General features: G+C 40.9%; 19 protein-coding genes and 1 pseudogene. 6 read left to right on the top strand and 14 right to left on the bottom strand.

Annotated elements, in window-relative coordinates; genetic code table 11:
- Window positions 1-335 precede the first annotated feature (335 nt).
- Window positions 336-738 (top strand): annotated as a pseudogene (locus ACOSVQ_RS13180) (S24 family peptidase).
- A 123-nt stretch (window positions 739-861) separates the two neighbouring features.
- Here ACOSVQ_RS13180 and ACOSVQ_RS13175 read toward each other — a convergent pair.
- Window positions 862-1869 (bottom strand): DNA cytosine methyltransferase, encoded by a 1008-nt coding sequence (locus tag ACOSVQ_RS13175; RefSeq protein ID WP_491983003.1) that lies wholly within the window; start codon window positions 1867-1869, stop codon window positions 862-864.
- A 259-nt stretch (window positions 1870-2128) separates the two neighbouring features.
- On the opposite strand from ACOSVQ_RS13175, the gene ACOSVQ_RS13170 reads away from it, so the two are divergent.
- A complete protein-coding gene (locus ACOSVQ_RS13170; protein ID WP_491983002.1) occupies window positions 2129-2737 on the top strand; it encodes a DUF2913 family protein in 609 nt (202 codons plus the stop codon).
- A 145-nt stretch (window positions 2738-2882) separates the two neighbouring features.
- Here ACOSVQ_RS13170 and ACOSVQ_RS13165 read toward each other — a convergent pair whose 3' ends face one another.
- The 3 genes from ACOSVQ_RS13165 to ACOSVQ_RS13155 all read right to left on the bottom strand — a co-directional run bounded on the left by ACOSVQ_RS13165 (window position 2883) and on the right by ACOSVQ_RS13155 (window position 8751).
- Complete coding sequence (locus ACOSVQ_RS13165) at window positions 2883-4655, bottom strand: hypothetical protein (protein WP_491983001.1); 1773 nt, start codon at window positions 4653-4655, stop codon at window positions 2883-2885.
- 437 nt (window positions 4656-5092) lie between these two features.
- On the bottom strand, window positions 5093-6352 hold the full coding sequence (locus tag ACOSVQ_RS13160) for a tyrosine-type recombinase/integrase (protein ID WP_491983000.1): 1260 nt from the start codon (window positions 6350-6352) through the stop codon (window positions 5093-5095).
- 476 nt (window positions 6353-6828) lie between these two features.
- Complete coding sequence (locus ACOSVQ_RS13155; RefSeq protein WP_491982999.1) at window positions 6829-8751, bottom strand: DEAD/DEAH box helicase; 1923 nt, start codon at window positions 8749-8751, stop codon at window positions 6829-6831.
- 377 nt (window positions 8752-9128) lie between these two features.
- Here ACOSVQ_RS13155 and rnb point away from each other — a divergent pair, with 377 nt between their 5' ends.
- Window positions 9129-11183, top strand: coding sequence for an exoribonuclease II (gene rnb, locus ACOSVQ_RS13150; protein WP_491982998.1), 2055 nt, complete (start codon window positions 9129-9131; stop codon window positions 11181-11183).
- Between the two features lie 143 nt (window positions 11184-11326).
- Here rnb and ACOSVQ_RS13145 read toward each other — a convergent pair whose 3' ends face one another.
- Window positions 11327-11680 carry a DUF3024 domain-containing protein gene (locus ACOSVQ_RS13145; protein WP_491982997.1) on the bottom strand — a complete coding sequence of 118 codons (354 nt, stop codon included), beginning with the start codon at window positions 11678-11680 and terminating at the stop codon, window positions 11327-11329.
- A gap of 215 nt (window positions 11681-11895) precedes the next feature.
- Between ACOSVQ_RS13145 and ACOSVQ_RS13140 the strand changes: the two genes are divergently transcribed.
- Entirely contained in the window at window positions 11896-12720 is an 825-nt protein-coding gene (locus ACOSVQ_RS13140) for a phosphate ABC transporter substrate-binding protein (RefSeq protein WP_491982996.1), read from the top strand.
- 52 nt (window positions 12721-12772) lie between these two features.
- On the opposite strand, the gene ACOSVQ_RS13135 is transcribed toward ACOSVQ_RS13140, so the two are convergent.
- The 4 genes from ACOSVQ_RS13135 to ACOSVQ_RS13120 all read right to left on the bottom strand — a co-directional run bounded on the left by ACOSVQ_RS13135 (window position 12773) and on the right by ACOSVQ_RS13120 (window position 17428).
- Complete coding sequence (locus ACOSVQ_RS13135) at window positions 12773-13444, bottom strand: MaoC family dehydratase (protein WP_491982995.1); 672 nt, start codon at window positions 13442-13444, stop codon at window positions 12773-12775.
- A 314-nt stretch (window positions 13445-13758) separates the two neighbouring features.
- Window positions 13759-14607 carry an NAD(+)--dinitrogen-reductase ADP-D-ribosyltransferase gene (locus ACOSVQ_RS13130; RefSeq protein ID WP_491982994.1) on the bottom strand — a complete coding sequence of 283 codons (849 nt, stop codon included), beginning with the start codon at window positions 14605-14607 and terminating at the stop codon, window positions 13759-13761.
- The gene (locus ACOSVQ_RS13125; protein ID WP_491982993.1) at window positions 14604-15572 is read right to left on the bottom strand and encodes an ADP-ribosylglycohydrolase family protein; all 969 of its coding nucleotides are present in this window, start codon (window positions 15570-15572) and stop codon (window positions 14604-14606) included. Before ACOSVQ_RS13125 ends, ACOSVQ_RS13130 begins: the two co-directional genes overlap by 4 nt.
- A gap of 149 nt (window positions 15573-15721) precedes the next feature.
- Window positions 15722-17428 carry a methyl-accepting chemotaxis protein gene (locus ACOSVQ_RS13120; RefSeq protein ID WP_491982992.1) on the bottom strand — a complete coding sequence of 569 codons (1707 nt, stop codon included), beginning with the start codon at window positions 17426-17428 and terminating at the stop codon, window positions 15722-15724.
- A 194-nt stretch (window positions 17429-17622) separates the two neighbouring features.
- Between ACOSVQ_RS13120 and ACOSVQ_RS13115 the strand changes: the two genes are divergently transcribed.
- Together ACOSVQ_RS13115 and ACOSVQ_RS13110 are read left to right on the top strand one after the other, a co-directional pair.
- A complete protein-coding gene (locus tag ACOSVQ_RS13115) occupies window positions 17623-17907 on the top strand; it encodes a PepSY domain-containing protein (protein ID WP_491982991.1) in 285 nt (94 codons plus the stop codon).
- On the top strand, window positions 17900-18415 hold the full coding sequence (locus ACOSVQ_RS13110) for a cytochrome b/b6 domain-containing protein (protein WP_491982990.1): 516 nt from the start codon (window positions 17900-17902) through the stop codon (window positions 18413-18415). The genes ACOSVQ_RS13115 and ACOSVQ_RS13110 overlap by 8 nt, the downstream gene beginning before the upstream one ends.
- Before the next feature lie 644 nt (window positions 18416-19059).
- Here the strand turns inward: ACOSVQ_RS13110 and uxuA are convergent.
- The 5 genes from uxuA to ACOSVQ_RS13085 all read right to left on the bottom strand — a co-directional run bounded on the left by uxuA (window position 19060) and on the right by ACOSVQ_RS13085 (window position 24582).
- Window positions 19060-20130 carry a mannonate dehydratase gene (gene uxuA, locus ACOSVQ_RS13105; RefSeq protein ID WP_165313037.1) on the bottom strand — a complete coding sequence of 357 codons (1071 nt, stop codon included), beginning with the start codon at window positions 20128-20130 and terminating at the stop codon, window positions 19060-19062.
- A gap of 3 nt (window positions 20131-20133) precedes the next feature.
- Entirely contained in the window at window positions 20134-21615 is a 1482-nt protein-coding gene (locus ACOSVQ_RS13100; RefSeq protein ID WP_491982989.1) for a mannitol dehydrogenase family protein, read from the bottom strand.
- Between the two features lie 156 nt (window positions 21616-21771).
- Entirely contained in the window at window positions 21772-22734 is a 963-nt protein-coding gene (locus ACOSVQ_RS13095) for a TRAP transporter substrate-binding protein (RefSeq protein ID WP_491982988.1), read from the bottom strand.
- A gap of 16 nt (window positions 22735-22750) precedes the next feature.
- On the bottom strand, window positions 22751-24112 hold the full coding sequence (locus tag ACOSVQ_RS13090; RefSeq protein ID WP_165313040.1) for a TRAP transporter large permease: 1362 nt from the start codon (window positions 24110-24112) through the stop codon (window positions 22751-22753).
- Window positions 24109-24582 (bottom strand): TRAP transporter small permease, encoded by a 474-nt coding sequence (locus ACOSVQ_RS13085; RefSeq protein ID WP_491982987.1) that lies wholly within the window; start codon window positions 24580-24582, stop codon window positions 24109-24111. Before ACOSVQ_RS13085 ends, ACOSVQ_RS13090 begins: the two co-directional genes overlap by 4 nt.
- Window positions 24583-24880 lie beyond the last annotated feature (298 nt).

Raw genomic sequence — 24880 nt, 5'->3', positions numbered from 1 at the left:
CACCAGTAAACATAATTGCTTTACCACTATTGACTGAAGTTAATATCTTCTCCATATCATATTTGGTTTGAACAGTTTGCACTGCCAACGCGTCAAATTTCATTTTTAAGCCTCTATTCTACAATTTAATTTGATTTATATCGTATGAAACTAGCACATTAAAATAAAATGAAATAGTGAATCTATAGAGTAAGTTCTTATTGCGTGTACGAGGTCTATTTATCTAGTGATACCTGAGTATTTATTAGTCAACAATTGGTTTAGTTGCCTAACTCCAACTAGCAACTAATCGTCTTACGTAATGATTCTAGATCTAATAATTTTAACACATCAAAATGAAAGTTATTCCTATCCTTGCAAGCGCTGGTATTACTGGCTTTGAATCTCCCGCAGCAGAGTACACCCAGCTCGAGATGAATCTAGACGAACTCCTTATTGAACACCCTAGCGCTACGTTCATAGGACAGGCAATTGGTGAATCAATGCAAGGAATTGGCATCTTTAACGGTGATTTATTAATAGTTGATCGTCACGTTACCGTTCAGAACCTCGATGTAATCGTGGCAAACTACAACGGCGAGTTCGATTGTCAGATAACCGGTATGACAAGAAGACTGTTCTTATCAGCGAACGAAGCCATGGTGCCAAATAACACAAGACACATTTTCTATTAAAGGTATCTTATTAATTGCAATCTTCATTGCCAGATGCGAAGACAACACGAGCTTTTATGTTTGAAGTAGACACAGGAATTAAGCAGCAACTAAACATAATATTAGTGGTTTAATAGACAAAAAGCCTTCATATGAAATATGAACACTTTTTGTCCGTTTTAATAAAATTAACAATAGGGCTAAATAGCTAGGCAGCTTGTTGAATTTTTGCTCTTTTTAAATGTTCAAAAATGCTAACAGCTAAAGCTTTTGCAAAAGGTACGGCTACGGCATTACCTATCATCTTATAGCCCGTAGCTACATTACTATAAATAAACTCAAAGTTATCTGGAAAACCTTGGATTCGCGCACACTCGCGAACGCTTAATCTTCGGTATTCATACCCTTCGACAAATTTGAACTTGTCTGTCCCTATTTTCTCCATCTTTGGCGCACTTGGATGTATAGGCGCATGTCGTCCACCGGCTTGAATAGTAAACGATGGTTCATCCCATGCTCTAACTCTATTACGGGACATATAAATAGAAGAGAAACCTCCAATCATATATTCATGATTAAGAAACTTTATGCTCGGGTTGGGTTTCTGTTTATCGAGAGCAGGGACTACATTGTCTTCTAGGTCAGAAATTATATCTTTTAGTGATTTTCTTTCATTTTTAAGAATCGGTTCTGGAAAAATATAATCGATGTTGAGATCACTTCGAAATCCAATAAATATTACACGTTTTCGATCCTGAGCTGCACCGTAGTCAACGGCGTTAAGCATTTTGTAATATAAATCATAGCCAGCATCCTTAAACATTTGTTTAATATTTTTGAGTGCATCAGCATGTCTTGGGTGCTGCATACCACTAACATTCTCAGCTAAAAAGAATTTTGGCCTTTTAGCTTCCAAAATGCGTATAAAATCAAAGAACAGCTGACCGCGTTTATCTTCAATACCGCGCTGAGATCCAGCCTCGCTCCAGCTCTGACAAGGAGGTCCTCCAATTATTCCGTCACAGTCAGGAACTTCTTGTGCTTTGATATCTGTAATACTACGTCTGTCCAATGTTGTATGAGGGTGGTTTTTCTCGTAAGTAGCCCAGATATCTTTATCGTACTCGTTAGCCCATACTACATTGAAACCTGCTTTCTCAAAGCCAAGATCTAGTCCGCCAGCGCCGGCAAAAAATGAAACAATCTTATCTGTCATACTCTGATTCGGTGTTGATATTTAATTTCAATTATTGTAACAATTTACTGTACATTTGGCCAGCGATTTTTTCACAGTATTTTCAATACTTTGAAAATTTTGTATCGTTAAAGCTCATATCAACAAGAAGACATGAACTAGGGTCAACAGAATTAACCATAGGCTTCTATTTCTATATAAAACTCTATACTATTAGATATAAACTTATGAGGTATATGCATAAATCAACATGGATATCACAAGCTAAAGAGCCAATAATTTGAAAGAATTACTATCGAAAGAAAACAATATCGATTTTTTACTAAAAGACTTTTCCTTTTCTTTACTTCTATATGTTGAGTTCGAAATATTAAGTAATAAAACATTTATGCCAGATAAAAAAAAGAATAATTTAATTTATATCAAGGCAAAATATTTACTTAAAAAAGGTCGCTACAAAATCCTAGCAAGAAAAATAAAATCCGTCTTAAAAAAATATAAAAATGGTCACATCAATCTATATTTATTTTTCGACAATATCATTAATGGTACTAATGAAAAAAGATTAACTGACTTGGAACAATATTTATTGCTAATAAAACAAATTGAACGAGAACTAGGAACCACTATTTTGTTATCAACACCTCAAAAAGTAGACCTAAACTACGGGGGAGATAAAGGTTTTGTTTGCGTACTGGCCGAAAATTTAAATGATTGTTTTACGACATCAGGCAACTTGTCAGCCAACATATCTTTTTTAGTAAAATCAAGTAGCAACCATTTTGTTAAAGTCATTTATGAAATACGTAAAAGTGAAACTTTTGATTACCACTTAGATTACCAAGATGAACACTTCATGAGATTTACATTAATAAAATCAACAAACTAGCCACTAAGCTCTGGCAAAGATGTTAAAAATATCATTTCCCCGCAAAACTAGCGCTATCACATTTGTCGAGACGGGTTTTAGTCTTCAACATAAGCGACCTTATCTTTTATAGTTTATTTACAGCTAAGGTCGCTACGTAACTAGGTTAATCTGCTGTATATATTTTTCCAGTTGGAAACACATATGCACAAGCTAGTTTTATTGATGACCATCCTTTATCCTTGCCACTACTGAACTTAACTCTAAGCTGAATTCTTTCTCCATCAGACCAAGATAATGTATTTTGAATAGGGGAAGGTTCTAGAGGATGAACATTGATATCACGTATTGTTAAATTGTGGTCTAAAAATGCATATTTTTTACTACAATAATAAACAACAACCACTAGCGCTGTTCCTAAAAGTGATTTCGCACCTTTAATAAGCTTGTCTTGGTCAGCACTAACAAGTTGAACACCTATACCTTTAGATATAGTTTTCAATGCCTCATCATGATCAATTTCTTTATTATCGAATTTAGATTTCGTCAATCTAATCACTTCATCTAGTCTATCTTGTGACAATTCGAAGTAAGTAGAGCTTAATATTTGTCCGGCCCCAGGATTTTTGCAATTTATTGTATTATTTTTTGTAGAAGCATTTTTAATAGCTTTAAGAGAGATAGGTTCAGTCACATACTTATTACCAACTCTCAATACTAGCTCAATATCAGCTGTATTTAGTCGGTTATCTAAATATGCTTCAGGAACTAACTCTATTGAATCAATTTTATAATCACCATATTTTTCTTTAAGAAACATAGCTAAGCCACCAACAGCAGAGGCAGATGTGCCTTGTATTGCCTTAACCTCATCTTCAGAAATGCTTGGAGAATACGTTTCAAGAATACCAATGAAACCATTTGGATCTAGCTGATGAACATTCGAGTTAGCTTTTAGAAGTTGAGAATAAAATATAGCTTCTGAGCATTTTCCAATCGCATTAGGATTTGCTTTCCCTTCAATACGATAACTACTATTAGAGAAGACAGCATTGAAGTTTTCAAGCGATCGAATGTTTTCGTCTAGATAGTCAGCTTTCATTTTCGCGTAGCTTGTTGCAAGCTTTATGGCTGAATTAGGTCCACTCTCAAATTTAAACCTTAATAAAAGCGTATTATCGTCTGAAGTTATACCTACTGTATTCATTCCGACTTTTGAGATATGTACATTTTTTATTTCATGGACATCTACTTTAAATTCATCTACGCTCAGTAAACGTTCAGTACCATCTTTTTCAAGCTTATACCTTGTTACAACCGTGAACGAATCTGTCATAAAGAGAGTCTTGAAAGCACTCTCAATAGCACCGCTTTGTTGGTTATACTCTTTAAGGAATAAATCAAAACATTTTTCCCTAAGTTGATATAAAAACTTACCACGAAACGATTCAATCTCCGGAATGAAACTTGGACAGATGTTTTTAAGCTTACCCTTTAAAATTCGGGTTGAAACATTGCTCTTCATTTTTTTACTAACAATGCCCAAGCTGTCTAATAAAAATTGATGATGAACAGTTTCAAAATATGAATTGAACTCGTCTTGTATAACTTCAGACTTGAAATATTTTGTAATGAAGCTCTTAGCACCCAAATTTTTTGGCTGTATTAGATTATTGTTTTTTAATTTGTATAAGTTTACAGAGATGCTCTCGCCACTCATACGGTGTAGCTTTAAATCTGGTGCAGTATTTGAATTTTCCATTTCAAACTTATCAATAACATGCGTAATATCACTATACTGCTCGACTATGAAACGTGCCGTAGCAGCTGCAGTTCCTTCTTCATCCGGTAACTTTTTGGTATTAATATACTTTCTTAATTCTAAGCTAACAGCATGAACATGCTGATCTCCAATCTCTCTCGGACTAAAACTATTCATAATTTTATTCGCTGCAAGTTTCTGGGAAGGACAAGTAAGAATAAATATAACTCTAAGTGATTTATTTCTTTATTTTTTAGGTAGTAACAATAGATATAAATAGCACTAAGAAAAACCAAAATGCGAACAAAAACCAATCTAAAATCGATTAACTTACAAACAGAAATCAAGCTAAAAACCTGCCTTTAATCTTACAAAATCCAAGGCATCTATAAGTATTGTTACACAGGCTTCAAGTTATCTTCTAAATATTCTCAATTTCGCACATTGCCATATCTTTATGAGCACTACTCGTTTCATTCACCAATTAAACCAAACGCTCATTCCTTTACCAATGGGACGTCTGCAATAATGAGCAAACTCTATAATGCCGTCAAGATGTAGTTACATAAAATGATAGGCAGAGTAGATGTAATATAAAGTAATCTAAGTACTAGCTAATAATGATTGGCAATTACTTGTTCTATCTCAACTACATTAGAAACCGTCACACGTTTGGTTGAAATAAAATCACACCATTTCTCATAGCACTCTCTTTGCTCATCAAGATAGTCATAATCTAAATAGTGTTTCTTGGTGCCTGTATGAACTTTATGCCCCAACATTACATCGCTAACCTTTGGATTAAAGCCTGCTGATTCCCACCAGTTTCGTGCTGTTCTCCGCATATCGTGATTAAGAGAAGGCGGTAAGCCATGACTTTCAACAAACCACGAAAAACGTTTGCCCACATCAACGAGAGTATTTCCTGATATTGGAGTGTCTGACTTTTTGTTCACTTGAGGAAATACGACTACGCAGTTAGGAAACATCGCGAATTGCTCTCTCAGAATGCGTGCAGCAAGTTCTGGTATGGCGCGTCGAATTTCACCTCCACCCTTATGTCGAATCTTGTTGTGTTCTTCTGGAACCGTCCAGATCAACTTTTCGAAATCAAAGTCGGTTTTCTTTGCTAGCCGTAGCTCAACGCCTCGACAGCCGAAGATCATTAGAAGCTTTAGTATATTTCTATTGCTAGGATGCGCAGGGAAGTCCGAGAGAAGCCGCCAAAGCCTTCTTATATCGTTACCTTCCTGCTTTGTATTTCGGACGCTTGTAGGCTTTCCTACATCGTTTTTCTTCAACTCAGTAATTACGTTGTACTTTAAGAGTCCATGTCGAACTGAATACGATAACACTGCTTTAAAGCGTGACATTAGATTAGCTGAATGCTTAGGGCTTACTCGCTCACTGGCGATTTTGAAAACCTTAACGTAGTCAAAAAGCTCAAGGTCTTTAGCGTCATAGTCACCCACATAGGGAACAATATCTCTGTAGAACATGGTTAGTAGAGGTTCTGGTCTCTCAAGCTTGGGTTCTGCGTGATTAACGTACCAATAATCGATCAGTTCTTTTACTGTCGTTGGCTTTGGTTTTTCGCGATTGATAAGGAGTCGGTTACGAGGATCTATACCTTGTGCGACTAAAGCTTCTTTCTCTTTTTTAACATTTTCAGCATCAGTGATACGCATTTTGGGATAAGTACCCAGTTTCATTCTTATGGCTTTACCGCCTAGAGAAAACCGATAAACCCATGAGATCTTTCCTTTTGGGGATATTCGCAATCCGAGTCCATCGCGGTATGTAATTTCCGGAGCGCCCTCGTATGTTTTGCCATTTACAGCGCGTAACCATGAATCGGTTATTCGTTTTGTCATGGTGAATTCTCTGTACCAAAAAAATTTGGTACGAGTTTGGTACAAGCGTTTCAGAAAATCAAAGGAACATTTTGAGCAAATTAGATTATGAGAGATGACTAGAGAAAACTATAAATAATTGATTTACAGTACGTTGTGAGCAAGTTAGATGATGAGAGAAAAATTGAGGAGATGAAGCATGTGATACACACCAAGCAACACATGTTTTAAAAATATTGTGCTTAAAAATCAGAATGATAAAAAACAAGCACTCGATAAATCATTTTTAGCTGCATTAATTCAATGCGCAAATACGGATGCGCTATCGTTAAGACAGGGTGAGCATTCTAACGGATATGGGTGAAATCTCAAGCAATCATTACGATCAAGCCTTATTCGCGCTTGTTTTCGCTCTTGAGATGATTCGCTATTCAGATAAATAGAAAAACCCGTGGTTTTCGCCACGGGTTTTATCAATTAGATTGCAGAGGCTTTAATTAAGCTTCTTGGCTGCGACGGTTGTGACCACGTTCGCCACGGTAGTTACCACGGTTGTCGCCGCCACGGTTGCGGTCGAAACGACGCTCGCCACCTTCACGATGACCGCCTTCACGGTTACCACGGAAACCACCTTCACGACGGTTACCGCCTTCACGGCCACCACGGAAACCACCATCACGGTTACCACCGTCACGACGTCCGCCTTCACGACGACCACCACGAGACTCGCGGAAATCATCAAAATCACACACTACTGCACCCACTTCTTTTTGACGGATACGTAGTTTACGTAGTTTGCCAGTCACTTCTGCAGACATAGTCTTTGGAAGCTGAACAAACGTATGACCTTGAGCCAGTTTGATTGCACCGATAGAGCCTTTAGTTAGGCCTAATTCGTTTGCAAGTGCACCAACGATGTCTTTAACTTGTACGCCTTGGTCACGGCCAACTTGAAGTTGGTAAGTTTCCCAATCAGCGTTGTCACGACCACCGAACTCACGACGACCGCCTTCACTACGCTCTCCGCGCTCACCACGGTCATCACGACGATCGCGACGACGTTGCTTATCACGCTCTACTGCTGCGATCATTGGATCTTCACCAGTGTAGAATAGTGGACGCTTACCTTGTTGACGTTTCAACAAGATTGCACAAAGTGTTTCAGTGTCCATTTCTAGAGACGCTTGTAGCTTCTCTACTAGTTCTGCAAACTTATCAAGAACTGTGTTGTTTTCTTTCTCAGCCGCTAGCTCAGCAGCAAGTAGAGAAAGACGAGCTTCAGCTACTTGATCACGGTGTGGAAGTTGAATTTCTTCCATTGATGAACGAGTAACACGCTCAATAGTGCGAAGCATGCGAAGTTGGTTAGTACGTACTAACAGGATCGCTTTACCTTTACGGCCAGCACGACCTGTACGACCGATACGGTGGATGTACGACTCAACATCGAATGGAATATCGTAGTTAAATACGTGAGTGATTCGTGGCACATCAAGACCACGAGCAACAACGTCAGTCGCAACAAGGATATCAATTACACCCTGTTTGATATGGTCTACTGTACGCTCACGTAGAGACTGAGGAATATCGCCGTGTAGTGCAGCAGCTTTAAAGCCACGAGAGCTTAACCAGTCAGCTAGACGCTCAGTATCTTGACGAGTACGAACGAACACGATTGATGCATCAGTTTCTTCAGTTTCTAGAAGACGAGTCATTGCTTCGTCTTTCTCTACGCCTTTTACAACCCAGAATTGTTGCTCAACTTTCTCAACAGTTTGGTTTGAACCAGCAACGTCTACACGTGCAGGGTTACGTAGGAAGCGGTCAACAATCGTTTTTACCATTGGTGGCATTGTTGCAGAGAACAGTACGCGTTGCGCTGACTCAGGAGCTTGCTCCATGATCCAAGTAACGTCGTCAACAAAGCCCATCTTCAACATTTCGTCAGCTTCATCAAGAACGAATGTATGACACTCGTCCAGGTGTAGACGCTCACGAGTGATCAAGTCTTTCACACGACCAGGAGTACCAACAACAATATGAGCACCTGAGCGTAGAGAACGCATTTGATCAACGATAGATGCACCACCGTAGATTTCTAGAACTTTAAGGCCAGAAATGTTTTGACCTAAGTTTTTGATCTCAGCAGCTACCTGAATCGCTAGCTCACGAGTTGGAGCCATGATGATTGCTTGAGGTTTGTGCTGAGATAGATCGATCTTGTTTAAAAGCGGCAAAGAGAATGCAGCTGTTTTACCTGTACCTGTTTGTGCTTTACCTAATGCGTCGCGACCTTCTAATAAAAGAGGAATAGCAGCAGCTTGGATAGGAGTTGGAGACACGAAGCCCATTGAATCTAGGGCTGAAAGAACAGCACTGTTAAGTGCTAAGTCACTGAATTGAATTACAGTATCAGACATGGGGATCCCACTAAAATAATTATTAACCAAGGTCCCATGTGCTCCACCATTTCCAACCAATCCTGCGATTGTCTGATTCCGTTCAGATACGGATAAGTTTTGTAACGCATCAAGCCACTAGGGACATATAAGGGAGGCGGATTATTCCCTAAAAGCATAAAAAAAGCTAGAAAAAATTGAAATTCATCACAATTTATTCTTATAGAGGATAAAAAACCATCAGAGCCTTGTTCCAACCCTCTTATTACTAAGCATTTTGTGCCACCAAACCGACAAATATTACCTTTCAAAATGCCTGAGAAAGGTTATGGCTGGGTAGTAATAATCGCCTGTAATGATTATAGTGTGCGCAATTCACTAAGCTAGAAATAGAAGACATGTTCCAAGACAACCCGTTACTTGCTCAACTTAAGCAACAAATTCAAGAAAACCTGCCAAAAAAAGAAGGCGTCATTAAAGCTACAGATAAAGGCTTTGGTTTCTTAGAAGTCGATAGTAAAACCAGTTTCTTCATTCCGCCTCCATATATGAAAAAGTGTATTCATGGAGACAAAGTGGTTGCGATTATCCGTACAGAGAAAGAACGTGAAGTCGCGGAGCCACAAGAGCTTCTTGAGCAATCACTGACTCGCTTTATTGGCCGAGTAAAGCTGTTTAAAGGCAAACTTAACGTTGCACCTGATCACCCACAGCTTAAAAAGATGCCTTTAAAGGCAAAAGTTAAGAAAGGTTTGAATCAGGAAGAGTTCCAAGAAGGTGACTGGGTTGTTGCACATCTTATTCGCCATCCTCTAAAAGGCGATGATAATTTCTTCGTAGAAATTTCCGAAAAAATCACCGATGCCGAAGACAAAATCGCACCTTGGTGGGTAACGTTAGCAGAAAATGATCTACCAAACAGCGAACCAGCGGGTATCGAAAACTGGCAGCTTAAAGATGACGCTGAACTGGAGCGCTCAGATTTAACTCATATTCCGTTTGTTACCATTGACGGTGCATCCACCAAAGACATGGATGATGCTCTTTACGCGAAAAAACTTGAGAACGGTAGCTTTGAGCTAACGATCGCGATTGCCGACCCTACTGCATATATCACTCCTGATGATGAGATGGATAAAGTAGCGCGTCAACGCGGCTTCACTATCTATTTGCCAGGTCGTAACATCCCGATGTTGCCACGTGATTTGGCTGATGACTTATGTTCACTGATTGAAAACCAAGTCCGCCCTGCGCTTTGCTGTACGGTAACCGTTGGTGCAGACGGCGTTATCGCAGACGACATTCGTTTCTTTGCAGCAAATATTCAGTCTCACGCTCGCCTTGTTTATGACCATGTTTCTGACTGGTTGGAAAATGGCTCATCTACAGAATGGCAACCAACAGACACTATTTCAGAAGTCGTACGTACCTTGTATGAGTTCTCTCAAGCGCGTGCAAACTGGCGCGAAAACAATGCGGTGGTTTTCCCTGACCGTCCTGATTACCGATTCGAACTGAGTGAAGATAACGACGTTATCGCAATTCACGCAGATATGCGCCGTACTGCAAATCGTTTGGTTGAAGAATCGATGATCACTGCCAACATCTGTGCGGGTAAAGTGCTGCAATCAACGTTCAATGCGGGAGTATTCAATACACACGCTGGCTTTAAAGCTGACAAGATGACAGATGTAGTGGAGCTGATGACATCAAATGGTGCTCAGTGCGATGCTGAAAGTCTGGCGACATTGGAAGGTTTTGCTTCACTCCGTCGTTGGTTGTGTGGTCAAGAAACCTCGTACTTGGATAACCGCATTCGTAAATGTCAAAGTTACAGTGAAATTGGTAATCAGCCACTTCCTCACTACGCAATGGGCTTAGAGGTTTACGCGACTTGGACTTCTCCAATTCGTAAATATGGTGACATGATTAACCATCGCATGCTTAAAGCACACATCTTGAATAAAGAGCCTGTGCAACAGCCCGATGAAACAGTAGGCGAAGAGCTGTCACTGCATCGCAAGCATCACAAGATTGCAGAGCGTAACGTAGCGGATTGGTTGTACGCACGTACTTTGGCAGAAGAGCCTGCAAAGCAAACGCTATTTAATGCCGAGATCTTTGATATTAACCGTGCCGGTGCTCGTGTTCGTTTACTTGAAAATGGCGCAGCAGCGTTTATTCCTGCGTCATTAATCCTTGCCAATAAAGAACGCTTGGAGTGTAACGGTGAGCAAGGCATCATCACTATTGATAAAGAAGTGGTATACCGCCTCGGTGATACTCTTGAAGTAGTGTTGACTGATGTAAGCCAAGAAAACCGCAGTATCGTAGCAAAACCGACTCAAGTATTTGCAGACGAGTCAAAGCAAGTTGCTGAAGAGCAAGTGGAAGCTGAATCAGCTGAAAATGCACAACTGGCTCAAAGTAGCCAAGAAGAGAGCGCTGAATAAGCAGTTTTCTGTTCCAAAGTAGCGTTATTCGAAAACGTAAAAGGCATTCCAATGGAATGCCTTTTTTATTGGTTCACGATTATGTATTAAAAGTCGCTAGTCTATTCGGCAAAAGCCACTAGTTCATGGAGATAATAAAATGCTCACGACCAGAAATAGGATTTAGGATCTTTTTCAATCTCGCGCATCACGGCGGTAAGATCTGAACTTTTGGAAAGGAACGGGTATGGAACCCACTGTTCACTGTCGTTCTCATGCGAGGGGATATATAGCTCCCACAACCGTTTTTCAGCATCCCATAGTATACGAGCGACTGAGCTTGAGTACTCACTGTGCACAGAGTCCAATTTATAGTGTTGCAGTATGAATTCGACACCGTTATCTAACGATTCAAAACTCGATTTACCCAAATCTACAGGAAGACTTCGATTGCGACTATGGCACACAAGCTCTGCCCTACGTTCAATTTGACGCTGTAGCAAATTAACGACCGTCATGACTTTGGATACCCCATTATCTTGTGACCGAATTCGACATTAAGAGCCTCTATACTCGTGGTTCTTAAAGTTAACTCAGTATAAACCATCAGCCTCAAACTAGAGAGTTTTCAACCATATTTCAATGCGTACCATCAAACACTTTCATAAAACTGTCATTTATTCGCAATATGATATGTCGCTGATATGTTCTTATTTTTGCTTGGAGTTCTATTATGTTTCGAGTTGCGCTAGCCACTCTATGCTCGCTTTGTCTAGTAACACCTTTCGCGCACGCTAGCGAAATCAACGTTTCTGGCTCTACTTCAGTTGCACGCATCATGGATGTGATCGCAGAAGAATATAACTCTACCCATAAAGATACTTACATAGCCGTTCAAGGTGTCGGCTCCACTGCTGGCATAACACTGCTTAAAAAAGGTGTAGCGGATGTTGCAATGAGCTCTCGCTATCTTACGGATAATGAAGTTGAAGAATCGCTACAGACATTCATCATTGCCTTTGATGGTTTAGCGGTTGTAGTTAACCAATCAAATCCTGTCGGTGATTTATCGCGTGAACAGCTTTATGACATCTATAAAGGTAAAATCACTAACTGGAAACAAGTTGGTGGCAACGACCAAAAAATCGCAGTAGTCACGCGCGAAGCATCTTCTGGCTCACGTTTCAGTTTTGAAAGCTTGCTCGGACTAACCAGAGTGATTAAAGACAGACTGGTTTCTGATATAAACCCAAATAATCTCGTGGTGAATAGCAACAGTATGGTGAAAACGCTGGTTAACCATAATTCACAAGCGATTGGTTTTATCTCTACTGGTTCTGTTGATCGTTCCGTAAAAGCCATCAAGTTTGAAGGTGTGACAGCCACACCAGAGACTATCGCAAGTCACGAATACCAACTTTCTCGTCCATTCTTACTTCTTCACTACCCTGAAAAAGATAAGCAAGAGACAAAAGAGTTATTCCGTTTTATTCAGTCGGACAGAGTTAAGAAACTGATTGAAGAGTACGGTTACATACCTACAGCGAAATACAAATAATAGATATAAAAAAGGAGAGCTTCTGCTCTCCTTTTTTATAGTAATCAATCAATTAAAAGTGCAATTGAATAACTGAAGTTACGACACAGCCTGGTCGACGAACCCCTTCAATTTCAACTTTAATTTCTCGCTCAATTTCTAAGCCTTTCTTAATTGGCGTCACTTTTGATAGCGTACTTACCGCACGCACACGACTATCCACTTTAATTGGATAAGGAAAGCGTACTGAGTTTAAGCCAATATTCACCATCATTTTCGCCGTTGGGAACAACAACTTGTCTTCATCAACACTGTCCGTCAATTTTGGCAACAGTGCTAATGTAAGAAAACCGTGAGCGATTGTCGTTTTAAATGGTGATTCCGCTTGTGCTCTTTCAGGATCCGTGTGAATCCACTGCATATCTTCCGTAATTGCGCCAAACTGGTTGATTCTGTTCTGATCAACTAACAACCAATCCCCTGTATGGATCACTTCGCCTAATTTCGACTCAAGTTGGTTATACACTGCCTGAGCTTCTGGTTTTAATACGATAGGTTCAGCAACAGGAGTATCTTCATTTGCTGGCTGGTGAAAATCCTTCACCCATGAAAAAAGCTGGCGGCTATTGGTTTTATCCAATAGCTCTCCCCAGTACTCACGCACTGTCGGAGACATCAATTGTTTAAACTCATTATGCCTAACTAAATTTTCAGCATGATGTTTAAAAATATCCGCAACTTTCATCAAAACCTCATTCATTCTTAACTAAGAAGAAATACGAATGCACTAATTTTGAAGCACTTCACATTAATCCGCAAACACTTTCGAGCGTACATGCGTATACCGAACACCATAAAATTCTTTAAATACAACAAATTAAACAATAAAACGTTATTTTATTAGGATTTATATCATTAGAACAAATGCTCGAGTCAGTAAAACGGAAAGACTTTCAATTTCTTTATTATTCAATCAGTAATATAACTTTAGTTAACTGTGTGGATATTAACCAAATAGGATGAGATTTTTGTACAGCGGCTCACATAATACGTGCCACTTTATAAAGCCCAACGCTCTACCCTATAAAGACCACCTAATACCATAAACTCTTGCTCTCCCTGCAAACTATGTGGAAGAAGAGATTCAAAACACGCAATTTTGCAAAGAGGAACCTTAACGGAATACACCTTCGAACCAAAGCGAAGCGCGCTTTCAGGGTCTGCGGTAAATGAACTGAGGTTATTAAACAATTTTACGTTTTCACCTTCGATTGTGTGCTCAGCTTGTTCTGTACAACCTCGATATAGAGTTAAATGCTCAACATCTTTAAACCGCAAGCGCAGTTCATGCTGGCAAAACAAATAAAGCAAATCCAGCTGCGCATACAGTTCATTAGTATTGTATGTGGCACGAGTACACACTTGTCTGAAACGTAAATACTCTGGGGTATCCGGACCATGTAGTGAACCTTGGTGAAAACAGGTAAGCAAACCAAATCTTGATTCAACCCAACTTCGCCAAGCCGCACCCTGTTCATTATCAGAGTCAAATAGCCATCCAAGCAGCAATCTTCGGTAGTTCACTTTCGGTCTAGGCGGTGGATCTGCTTCGTCATTTGTGCTGTTAACACTTTTTGATAAATGGAAGTGCTCAGACATAAAGTGCTTAAAATGTTCAGCACGTTCATGATAACTGTCAGTAGTGTTCAACACTTTAAACAAGGCTGGATACCACACCTGCAATCCATCAATTTCGAGAGGAATAGGGTTTTGCTGATAGCTTAGGCTCGCCAGTAACTTAGACGGTACATTACAGTGATTCAGAGGCAGACAAATCTGTTGCAGAATCGAACTTTCTTCTTCGCTGTAAACATACTGGCAGGGTTCAACAAGAGGCAATTGCGTCATGCATCACCGCCTTTCATAGTGAGAGCGTTATTGCCGCTAACTGCAAAAGCGTAAAGGCTATCAGCAAGCTCCAGAATCTCATCATGCTGATATAAAACCTTTAGCCAATCACTACGAATTGCTTGATGTCCGTAAAAAGCACCTGCAAGTTGACCAGCAATTGCTGCGGTAGTATCCGCATCATTTCCTAAATTGGCTGCGGCCAAAACACAAGATTCGAAGCAATCGGTATTGATAAAGCACCATAGTGCGGACTCTAGGCTTTCGATAACATAGCCACTGCCGGTTAGATCGTTATAGGCTTTGGATAAAAATGAACCTGACTTTATTGCCATAACTTCTTCAGTTTCAGGGATATATGCCACGTCTGTGAAAATGTCTTTCCTATCACCATTAATCAAATGAACCAAAATGGAAGACAGATAGCGGCAGGCGTCAATACACAACGTTGAACCATGGGTGGTTCGCGAACTTTCTCCCCCATAAAGCACAGCATCTGAAAGTGAGCGTTGAAAGAAAATAGGCACGGGAGCAAGGCGCATTATTGAACCATTTCCAGAGCTCCATCTTGCTTTAGAGCCCGCAAAAGGCTCTCCAGTTTTTTGATAGCGACGCAGTGCCGAGGAAACTCCAACACCCACATCAAAACACACATCAATACTGCTCATATAACCGTTGTTCATCCAAAGACAGTATTTGTCCATTTGGTCGCGAGGATTGAACGCCTCACATTCCAACAGACTATGAGCAAGGCACAAAGCCATAGACGTGTCGTCCGTCCAGTAGCCTTTTTTAAGACAAAAGTGCCCGCCGCCCATCATGTCAGTAATGGGTTTAAACGTACCGGGTGGTTTGAATTCTAATGTGGTGCCTAATGCATCCCCCACTGCCAAGCCGATCAAACATCCTCTTGATCGATCTTGATTGGGCGTGACAGAAGGTATTTGAGTGATAGACCCAGTCATAACAGCTCCATTGCTACTAAACCTTCACTCCTGATAGAAACTTAAACGTCCGTCAGAAGTGTTCACTGATTTAGATTGCCATAGATTGTCTGTTCAAAAAGCCACCAAACTCTCAGCTTTAAAGGTTTATCGGGCGAAACAATGATTGGTTATGAGGCAAGCTGTGCTCTAACCTGAAAAGCCGACATCAAAGTACGTAAAGCGTTTGCCTGAACAGCCAAACCTTCACTGGCCATTGCTGTCTCTTCTGTGCTTTGTAAAACTCGGTCGCCTGAGTCTTTAATACCAATCAAATTCTGACTGATTTGATCGGCTGTCACCGCTTGCTCTTCGCTTGCTGCTGCTACTTGCGTATTGGACTCTGACAACTCTGCCAAAGCAGTCGCGATATGGTTAAGCTGATTTCGCGCCTGCTGTATGTACTCAGACGTTTGGCTCACTTTTTCATTGCTCTGGCTCATCGCATGGTGTGCATGTTCAGAACTCTTCATCAGCACTTCAATCAAATTACCAATTTCATTCGTGGCTTGTTGGCTACGAGAAGCCAACGCTCGCACTTCATCAGCAACCACAGCGAAACCTCTGCCTTGCTCCCCTGCCCGAGCTGACTCAATAGCAGCGTTCAAAGCTAATAAATTGGTTTGCTCTGCAATTCCATCCACCACCTTCACAAAGTCTTGAATTTTTTGCGTGCTGTTTTTTAAATCTAGGATCATGCTTTGCGACTGACTGGCTTGTTCCACCAGCACAACCGAAAGCTCTTGAGTCATGTCGATCGTTGAGCAACCTTCTTTAACATTGCTTTCTGCTCGGGATGTTGCGAATGCTGCGCTGTCTGCGTTACTCGCAACCTCTGTGATTGTTGCTGCCATTTCCGTCATTGCCGATGCCACTTGTTCAGTGTTTTCTTGCTGAACTTGCATCGCTTGACGGTTGCTGTCTGCAACCGCTGACAATTGTGTCACTGTAGCAGCGATAGCATCTGTTCGACTCATCACCTCTCCAATCATTTTGCTTAAAGAATTGGCCATCACGTTCATACTCGACATCAATTGACCAATTTCATCATTTGATTGCACATCAATATGCTGATCAAAATTGCCTTGCGCCATGTTCGCTGCAACAATTTTTGCCCGAGTCATGGACTTTACAATTCTGCGGCTAAATAAAATGCCGACGGTTAAACCAAATATAATCGAGACTATCGATATGGTTGCCATACCAATTAGAGCTTCATGTTCTTGTTCTACAGTTATTGAAATAGCGCTCTCCGTTGCACTTTCTAATCCAACTAAAAACTCCGCTAACTCTGAATTCAGCATTTGCTGAGTTTGTTCAAATTGATGCACTTTTGAAGACATCGCATCGTTATTTTGCTTCGCTTCTAGCCCATCCAAAATGGAAAAGAGTGTTGATTCATACGTTTTATGATGTTCTTCCAGCTGAGACAAATTGTTGGCTAATTGGGTAAGGTGTTTGAGCTGTTCCGGGGTGATGGCGTGTTTCTTCGCCTCAAAAAGGAGTGACTTTGCTTCTAGTATTTCATCATCAAAGAACTTAGATGATTGCCGAACTTGTGCGACAAACTTACTCATAGCTTGCTTATCTTCTCCAGAAGGAATCTCAGCCAAACGAAAGGCTTTTTCTAACAGTACGGCGCCTTCAAGCTGCTTGATGGTGATGTTACTCGCCAGCTTTACCAAAGGCATATTTTCATGAGCAATACCGTCAATTTCTTTAGAAACACGTTCCATCTTTAGTACCGCATAAAAAGAAACGATTAGGGTCAACGTGAGTAACGTGACAATTAATCCGATCAGTTTTTTGGTGATCGTTAGGTTTCTCAACCAGTTCATAAACACCTCAGCGTAGTCAGCAAACAAATTAAGAATAGTCGATACAAAAGTTTAGGTTGATATTTGTGCAAACAGTCGACTCGGTTCCATTCGTAACGAATGACCTAAACTTACTCAGTGATTCTTAAGTGTTCCTTAAGAAACGGTTGCCAAACTTAACCACGATCGTTCACCGATATTCTCAAGGAGAGAACATGACTACTCACGCACTGCTTCGTTCTGGTTTATTCGTAACGTTAATGGCTGCCTCAACATTAGCAATGGCTGACCCTGTTTGTACCAAAGAACCTGAATCTAAATGGATGTCGTTTGACCAAGCAAAACAGCAAGTTCAGGATATGGGATACAAAATTAAGAAATTTAAAAAAACCAGCACTGGCTGTTACGAGTTGTATGGCTATAACGCCGAGGGGAAGAAAACTGAAATCTATTTCAACCCAGTGGATATGAGCAAAGTAAAAGAGGAAGAAGATGACTAAACCTTACGTTTGGGACATTGTTGTACGTCTTACTCACTGGACAGTAGCCGCGATGTTTGCTGCGAATTACTTTGTCACTGAAGAAGGTAGTGAGACGCACGAATGGGTGGGATACATCGTTCTGGCAGCGCTAGCCATTCGGCTTGTGTGGGGTTTAATAACTCAGTCTCCTGCTCGTTTATCCGCATTCAAACCGTCAATGTCTCAGGCTGTGGAACACTTACAGCAAGTCTTACAAACTAAGTCAGATGAGCATCAAGGTCATAACCCTGCTGGTGCCGTAATGATATGGGTGATGTGGACATTCCTAATCATTACTGGCGTATCAGGCTGGTCGACTCAGTTAGATATGTTCTGGGGTGAAGAGTGGGTAGAACAAGTTCATGAACTGTTTGCGAACCTTACTATGTTCGCAGTTGCGATTCACATCAGTGCCGTCATCTTTATGACCCACTGGACAAAACGTTCTTATGTGAAGAGCATGCTATTCTCTCGCCACATCCGCTAACTTCATCATTTTTCCAATTATTTTAAACAGCCTGTTAGTTGAACTATCAGGCTGTTTTTCTTTATCTTTCGCATACAACACGCTGCTAAATGTAATTTAATTACACCATATGATATTAAAATCTTAAATACTGAGAAAATGATTAAAAATAACAACACATTTTATTGATCTATGTCATTTAACGGAGTAAAGTGTGACCAATATCTCGTTAAACTGTTAATAAAAAAGGTGACATCATGTTTGATAAAAAGAAATCGTTACTAAGCAACGTTCGTGAACTTGGCAGCATTTTAGCGCTATTCTCAGTTTCATCACTGACTGTACTATTACTAAGCCAAACTTGGGTTAACTTCTAATTCTGAGTCAATCACAGAGACACTGAGAAATATCGAGAAAACGAATCGTTGATAAATACTGCTCTACGATTGCATGCAATGTTTCCCTAAGCTTTCTAACTCGAAGCTGGAAACAAAAAAGCACATCACAGATGCAGTTAAGATTAAGGTTCTATTGGAGAGTTTTGATGGTTTGCTTGAGTTCAGATAACCCAAACAAGGTGTCATTTCACCGCTAGTATTTCACATTGAGTGAAATGACACACTTGCAAAAACAGACAATCATTGAATTACTGTCTGTTCCCTTTCTTAAGATTTAGCGTTCTTTTCCACGCTGTCCCAAACACCAAGAATATACATAATGCCTAGTGCACGGTCGTAAAGCCCGTAGCCTGGACGCGCCCACTTTTCTTCACCCCAGATATGACGACCATGGTCAGGACGCACATACCCTTCATAGCCATGTTTATGCAGAGTCTGCACTACTTTCACCGTATCTACTGAACCATCACATGCACGGTGTGACGCTTCAATGAAATCACCGTTGTCATAACGTTTTACGTTACGGATGTGCATGAAATGAATACGGTCATGGTACGCATCGATAATATCTGGAATATCGTTATTTGCTGAACCTAAAGAACCAGTACACAAGCTCAAGCCGTTGTATGGGCTGTCGACTAGGTTAAGGAAACGGCCAATATTCTCTTTATTGATGATCAAACGTGGTAAACCAAAAATTGGGAATGCAGGATCATCAGGGTGAATACCCATCTTAATGCCCACTTCCTCACACACTGGGATCACTTGCTCTAGGAAGTATTCTAGGTTCTTCCACAAATCTTCCGCAGTAAAGTTTTCGTATAGCTTAAAGGTTTCTTTCAGGCGAGATAAACGCTCTGGTTCCCAACCCGGCATGGTCACGTCAACGTTAGTTGATAGCTTTTCAATCAGCTCGATTGGATCGATATTTTCGATTTTGCTCTTTTCAAAGAAAAGTGCATTCGAGCCGTCTTCCATCTCTTTGTAAAGTTCGGTACGAGTCCAGTCAAACACTGGCATAAAGTTGTAACACACAACTTTTACGCCCACTTTCGCTAGACGGCGCAGTGTCTCTTTATAGTTCTCGATGTATTTTTCACGGCTTGGCAGACCAAGCTTGATGTCTTCGTGAACGTTAACGCTCTCAACAACATCGATGTGGAAACCCGCAGCTTCGATGATCGCTTTTTCTTTTGCGATACGCTCTTCGCTCCAAAGTTCACCAGCAGCCATATCATGTAGCGACCACACAATACCTTCTACGCCTGGAATTTGTTTAATGTTACCGAGCGTAACTTTGTCGTTACCTTCTCCGTACCAACGAAATGTCATTTTCATGGATTATTTCCTCTGTGCCACGAAGCTTGCTACTGATGCTTTAGCACCATTTGCAAACAGCTTTTCTAGCGCTGATTGCAGCTCTGCTTTGAATGTTTGATTACCCGCTAGCTCTTGGTCAAAGACGCTGCGAAGTGCTAAAAAGCCATCAACGACTTTTACTAAATCTGTACCTGCTTGCTGCCAAATTTGTGCAAGCTGTTGTTTTAACGGGTCTTGAACGTCGATCTCTTGTCCTTGCTCGTTAACACCACTGACGTAACACATCCACGCCGCCAGTGCTAGGCATAAGCCTTCAATCGAAACACCATTTTTTAAAGAGTAGCGAATGGTTTGTAAGAAGCGTTGTGGGATCTTCTGCGTTCCGTCCATTGCGATCTGCCAAGTACGGTGTTGCAACGCTTTATTCTCATAGCGTTCGATCAACTGGTCTTTGTACTGGTCGAGATCGATACCTTCAATATTCAGTGACGGAGTGATTTCCTCATCCATCAAATAACGAACAAAGGTTTTAAAATCTGGGTCTTGAATCGTTGTCGCCACTGTCTCGTAACCCGACAGATAGCCCAAGTAAGCCATTGTTGAGTGAGTTCCGTTCAGTAAACGTAGCTTCATCTCTTCAAACGGCACAACATTGTCTGTCACCTGAACATTGGCGATAGAGGTCTTCTCCCACTGCGGACGATCGTTAACAAATTTGTCTTCAATCACCCATTGCAAGAACGGCTCTGTGATAACACACACTTTGTCTTCAATGCCGAGCGCTTTCTCAACACGTGCAATGTCATTATCTGTAGTACGAGGAACAATGCGGTCAACCATAGTGCATGGGAATTGGATTTCTTTTTTAATCCATTGATACAGATCTTCGTCCAGTTGTTTTGCAAATTGCAGAACGACTTTCTCCAACACTCGACCATTCTCAGGCAAGTTGTCACAGGTCATTGGTGTGAATGGCTGAATGCCATTCTGATGGCGATAATGCATAGCAGACACCAAGAAACCAATCGCAGATTTCGGTGCTTCAATATTTTGTAAATCATGCTGGATAAGAGGATGTGATAAATCCAAATCACCCGTTGCAGGGTTGTGGCAGTAACCTTTTTCAGTAACCGTCAGTGAGACAATTTTCACTGCTGGGTCACGCATATAACCAAGAACTTGCTCAGTTTGTGCTGCCATCAGTACCGTTTCGATTGAACCAACGATATTGATATCTAATTGATCGTTGTATCCGACACCTACCGAATACAAACTGTCTTGCGCGATTAAATCTTTCTGTAAATCAACAGAGCTCCAAGTGACGCCGACAATTTTCCAATCGCCGCCGATTTCTTTGATCACAGCATCGGTAATCAGCGCCTGATGAGCGCGGTGAAAAGCACCAAAGCCCAAATGAACAATCCCAACTTTTGCTTTTTTGTTGTTGTCGTTAGGTTTTATTAGGGCATTAGCCGCAGATAAGTGAGCTTGACTTAATCTCATAATCATTCGAACCAAATTATGTTAATACACGCAAAATGGACTCTTTCTAAATAAAACCATGTGTAGAGAAAGAAACAATTTGCGAAGAAAGTATTGATAAAGAAAGGGTCAAATAGCGCAGGGAAAACTCCCCGCGCTATAAAGAGACATTTCAAATTACATAGCTTGAACTTTGTCTAGAAGTGGTACTAGGTCTGGGTTTTCCTTACGGAATTTTTCATACACAGGCTTAACCGCTTCTTGGAACTTAGGAATGTCACTTTCAACAAAAGTAACGTTTTGGTTTACAAGTTCCGCTTTCGCTTTTTCTACGTAGTTTGCCCAGTTAACATCTTGTTGCTTAACGGTCTCTTTCGCGATTTCACGAATTTTTGCTTGGTCTTCTGCAGATAGGCTATCCCATACACCTGTTGACACTACAAGTACGTCTGGAACCATAGTGTGTTGGTCATAAGAGAATGTTTTCTTCACTTCATAGTGACGAGAAGAGAAGTAAGACGGAATGTTGTTTTCCGCACCATCAACAACACCTTGTTGCAGCGCTGAGTATAGCTCACCGTATGGTAGTGGAACTGGTGTGCCACCTAGAGCTTTGATGGTATCGATTGAAAGTGCTGAGTTTTGAACACGGATTTTCAGACCTTTCAAATCGTCTGGAGTACGAATTGGTTTGTCAGTATAGAAGCTACGTGCACCCGCATCTAGGAATGCTAGACCGATAAAGCCAGACTCTTTAGAAGACGCTAGGATTTGCTCACCAATTGGACCTTGTAGAACTGCATCGTATTGTGCGCGGTCACGGTAAAGGTATGGCAGAGAAAGTAGTTTGTAATCTGACGCGAATGCTGTCAGTGGCGCCGCACTTACTTTAGTAAAACCGATAGTACCGCCTTGTACCATCTGTAGTAGTTCAGTTTCATTACCTAGAGTACCGTTTGGATACACTTTTACGCGCATTTTTGTTTCTTTAGACACTTTGGCTGCGAACCAATCCAAAGATGCGTGAACTGGGTGCTCTGTTGGTAACGCATGAGCTAGCTTAACAGTAGCTGCATAAACGTTGCCTGCCATTAGTGTAGAGAGGGTACAAGCAAGTAAAAGTTTATTTGTTGTTTTCATTTTATAGTCCTATCAATTATTGAGGTTTATAACCAGCTAGTTCCGGTAGCCATAATGAAAGTGAAGGGAACAAAGTAACTATCGTCAACGTTATCACCATGAGGACGAATAGCGGTGCCAATTTAGGAACAACAGCGCCCAACTTGGTGCCTGTAACACTACAACCAACAAACAAGGCAGTGCCTACTGGTGGTGTACAGATACCGATACATAAGTTGAACACTAGGATGATCCCAAAGTGAATCGGGTCTATACCAAGCGTGATAGCAATTGGTAAGAAAATTGGAGTAAAGATAAGTACTGCTGGTGTCATATCCATAAACGTACCTACCACAAGCAGAATCACGTTCATCAATAGGATAACCATGATTGGGTTGGTAGATGTTTCAAGTACAAACTCAGCGATGTAAGTAGGGATATCCGCGTTCGCCATTGCCCATGACATTGCAGAAGATGTAGCAACCATCAACAACACGATAGAAGTTGTGATCACACTATCAACCAATACTGGGAACATATCGCTCATTTTCAGTTCGCGATAAGCGAAACCTAGGATAAGAGCGTAAACAACCGCAATAGCAGACGCTTCTGTTGCAGTGAAGATACCGCCTAAGATACCACCCATGATGATGATAACTAGCGTTAAACTTGGAATAGCATCCCAGATAACTTTGCGTTTCTTCTCTGTTGAAATAATTTTCTCACGAGGAATGTTGTAACGTTTACCCAGTAAGAAGATACCAACCATGACACTCAAGCCCATTAGAATGCCTGGGATATAACCTGCAATGAAAAGGTATTGAACAGAAGTACTACTTACCAATGCGAACAAAATAAGAATGTTCGATGGTGGAATGAGAAGACCTGATGGACAAGACGCTACGTTAACCGCAGTTGAGAAATCCATTGGGTATTTGTGCTTCTCTTGTAGTGGTTTCATGATGCCACCTACCGCAGCAGCAGAAGCAGCAGCAGAGCCAGACAAAGAACCAAACAACATGTTTGCCATAACGTTTACATGAGAAAGTGAGCCTGGTAAGCGGCCACCAAAGATCATTGCAAAGTTAATCAAACGCGAAGCAAGACCACCACGGTTCATCAAGTTACCGGCCACTATGAAGAATGGCAGAGCAAGCAAGCCGAAGTTGTCTAATCCATTCGCCAGTTTCTGAGAAACCAGAATGGTCACTTGTTCAACTGGGAAATCGATAAATACAGTAAGTAGTGCAGCAATACCGATTGCAAACGCAATTGGTACACCAATAATCAGCAACACACCTAATACGCCGAACAGAACAACTGCTGGAAAGAAGTCGTAAAATGCGTCAGGAGCGTTCGCCAAAAAGTCTTGTGAAAACAATAAATCCATCAAAGTCATTTTGAATATCCTTCTGCTGCAACTCGGTCTTCTTTATTCACTAACGAAAGAACTGAAGAGATAATATCGACAGTACCGAAGTAAGAAATAATGTAACCAGTCAGTGGTACAACAACGTAAACATAACCAATCAATAGGTGGTGACCACCAATCACGATCCCTGGTGAGATCTGTCCATGTTTCAGTGTGTTTGTTACCAGAGCAGTACCGCCATAAATAAAGGCGACCGCAGCGAAAGCAATGATGATTAGGTTAATAATGATACCTAACACCAGTTGTCCTCTGTGGCTTAGCTTCGGAGCTAGAAGCTCTAATGCTAAGTGGCGTTTGATTGCGTAAGTGTAAGCACCACCTAGCACACCAATCCAAATAAGTAAGTAACGTGAAAGTTCATCTGTAAATGCAGACGGATCTTGCAGAACAAAACGAGTAAAAACTTGCCAGACAACCGCAACGATCATTACGGTCATGAATATGCTCAAAACAACGCGTAATAAGCTATTAATGTAAGAGTTGATAGACTTAATTATCATAGTAATTAATCTCTAATTAGTTTTTTGTGCCACCAGACTGAACAAATAATCCGTTATCTTTTCTGCTCAGCTAGTCGCTTTTCCCTGAACAACGTGTGCCGCTTGCAATCATCACAATTCGCTATTCGTAAACTTAATCATCGGAAATACCGATAATGAAGTGATCCTACATTTGGTATAACAATAAAAAATTGGTCTAGGTCATAAAACAAAACAGGCTTTCATTTTTTTACTT

This window comes from Vibrio sp. HM8-C (assembly GCF_058630515.1).
The sequence above is the reverse complement of the archived record's forward strand: the minus strand, read 5'-3'. Positions and strand labels throughout refer to the sequence as shown.

Excerpts from the sequence above, each read along its gene's own strand:
- ACOSVQ_RS13095 (WP_491982988.1), bottom strand. The coding sequence starts at position 22,734 with ATGAAAACAACAAATAAACTTTTACTTGCTTGTACCCTCTCTACACTA.
- ACOSVQ_RS13130 (WP_491982994.1), bottom strand. The coding sequence starts at position 14,607 with ATGACGCAATTGCCTCTTGTTGAACCCTGCCAGTATGTTTACAGCGAA.
- ACOSVQ_RS13160 (WP_491983000.1), bottom strand. The coding sequence starts at position 6,352 with ATGACAAAACGAATAACCGATTCATGGTTACGCGCTGTAAATGGCAAA.
- ACOSVQ_RS13135 (WP_491982995.1), bottom strand. The coding sequence starts at position 13,444 with ATGAAAGTTGCGGATATTTTTAAACATCATGCTGAAAATTTAGTTAGG.
- ACOSVQ_RS13090 (WP_165313040.1), bottom strand. The coding sequence starts at position 24,112 with ATGACTTTGATGGATTTATTGTTTTCACAAGACTTTTTGGCGAACGCT.
- ACOSVQ_RS13085 (WP_491982987.1), bottom strand. The coding sequence starts at position 24,582 with ATGACCGTAATGATCGTTGCGGTTGTCTGGCAAGTTTTTACTCGTTTT.
- ACOSVQ_RS13100 (WP_491982989.1), bottom strand. The coding sequence starts at position 21,615 with ATGAGATTAAGTCAAGCTCACTTATCTGCGGCTAATGCCCTAATAAAA.
- ACOSVQ_RS13165 (WP_491983001.1), bottom strand. The coding sequence starts at position 4,655 with ATGAATAGTTTTAGTCCGAGAGAGATTGGAGATCAGCATGTTCATGCT.
- ACOSVQ_RS13115 (WP_491982991.1), top strand. The coding sequence starts at position 17,623 with ATGACTACTCACGCACTGCTTCGTTCTGGTTTATTCGTAACGTTAATG.
- ACOSVQ_RS13175 (WP_491983003.1), bottom strand. The coding sequence starts at position 1,869 with ATGACAGATAAGATTGTTTCATTTTTTGCCGGCGCTGGCGGACTAGAT.
- rnb (WP_491982998.1), top strand. The coding sequence starts at position 9,129 with ATGTTCCAAGACAACCCGTTACTTGCTCAACTTAAGCAACAAATTCAA.
- ACOSVQ_RS13125 (WP_491982993.1), bottom strand. The coding sequence starts at position 15,572 with ATGACTGGGTCTATCACTCAAATACCTTCTGTCACGCCCAATCAAGAT.
- ACOSVQ_RS13140 (WP_491982996.1), top strand. The coding sequence starts at position 11,896 with ATGTTTCGAGTTGCGCTAGCCACTCTATGCTCGCTTTGTCTAGTAACA.
- ACOSVQ_RS13110 (WP_491982990.1), top strand. The coding sequence starts at position 17,900 with ATGACTAAACCTTACGTTTGGGACATTGTTGTACGTCTTACTCACTGG.
- ACOSVQ_RS13120 (WP_491982992.1), bottom strand. The coding sequence starts at position 17,428 with ATGAACTGGTTGAGAAACCTAACGATCACCAAAAAACTGATCGGATTA.
- ACOSVQ_RS13155 (WP_491982999.1), bottom strand. The coding sequence starts at position 8,751 with ATGTCTGATACTGTAATTCAATTCAGTGACTTAGCACTTAACAGTGCT.
- uxuA (WP_165313037.1), bottom strand. The coding sequence starts at position 20,130 with ATGAAAATGACATTTCGTTGGTACGGAGAAGGTAACGACAAAGTTACG.
- ACOSVQ_RS13145 (WP_491982997.1), bottom strand. The coding sequence starts at position 11,680 with ATGACGGTCGTTAATTTGCTACAGCGTCAAATTGAACGTAGGGCAGAG.